The organism is Leisingera sp. F5, from assembly GCF_001593695.1.
The window spans coordinates 1-1,102 of sequence record NZ_LUKH01001336.1 but is presented as its reverse complement, the minus strand read 5'-3'; the positions used below and the strand labels follow the sequence as shown (position 1 = coordinate 1,102).

The window sequence follows — 1,102 nt, the reverse complement described above, 5'->3', positions numbered from 1 at the left end:
CGTGCCTGACAGCCAGGCGCAGTGTGCCGTCAAAGGCGAGCTGCGCAGTGCCATCAAGGCGGGGCTGATCGCAAATGACCGCAGTTTCACCGAACTGGGAGATGTCACCTCAGGCAAAGCCGCCGGGCGCCAGGCGGACAGTGATCTGATCATTGCAGACCTGACCGGCACCGGCGTTCAGGACACCGCCATCGCAACTCTTGCAGGCAACCGCGCAGATGCGGCGGGTGCCGGCTCCACTTTCACCAGCTGATCAACCAGGAACCACGCATATGGCAGACCCCAAGCTGTATTTCTCCCGCTCTGAATACCAGGCGCGTATCGACAAAACCCGGTCCGGGATGGCCCGCCGCGGCATCGACCTTCTGATCGTCACCGATCCCTCGAACATGAATTGGCTGACCGGCTATGACGGCTGGTCCTTCTATGTCCATCAATGCGTTGTGCTGGGCCTTGAGGGTGAGCCGCTCTGGTACGGCCGCGGCCAGGATGCCAATGGCGCCTTGCGCACCTGCTTCATGGAACCCGCCAGTATCATTGGCTATCCGGACCATTACGTGCAATCGACTGACCGCCACCCGATGGATTACCTGTCGGCGCAGCTGGCGGACCGCGGGCTGGACGGCGGCACTATCGGCGTTGAAATGGACAACTACTATTTTACCGCAGCGGCCTATGCCTCGCTGCAGGCGCATCTGCCGAATGCCCGTTTTGCCAACACCAACGCGCTGGTCAACTGGCAGCGGGCGGTGAAATCCGAGGCTGAACTCACCTATATGCGCCAGGCCGGCAAGATCGTTGAGCGCATGCATCAGCGGATCTTTGAGCGTGTCGAGCCAGGGATGCGCAAATGCGATCTGGTGGCAGATATCTATGACGCCGCCCTGCGTTATGACGAGGGTCTGGGCTTTGGCGGCGACTATCCCGCCATTGTGCCGCTGTTGCCGTCAGGACCGGATGCAGCCGCGCCGCATCTGACCTGGGACGATCTGCCGATGAAATCCGGCGAGGGGACTTTCTTTGAAATCGCAGGCGTTGTACACCGCTACCACTGCCCGTTGTCGCGCACGGTGTTCCTAGGCAAGCCGACACAGACCTTTCT

At 61.1% G+C, this 1,102-nt stretch carries 1 protein-coding gene and 1 pseudogene; both read left to right on the top strand.

Annotated elements, in window-relative coordinates; translation table 11 throughout:
- Positions 1 to 253 (top strand): annotated as a pseudogene (locus A2I95_RS41225) (ornithine cyclodeaminase family protein); the annotation flags it as partial.
- Between the two features lie 19 nt (positions 254 to 272).
- A partial coding sequence (locus tag A2I95_RS41220) for an aminopeptidase P family N-terminal domain-containing protein (protein ID WP_291738058.1) occupies positions 273 to 1,102 on the top strand: 830 nt, incomplete at its 3' end.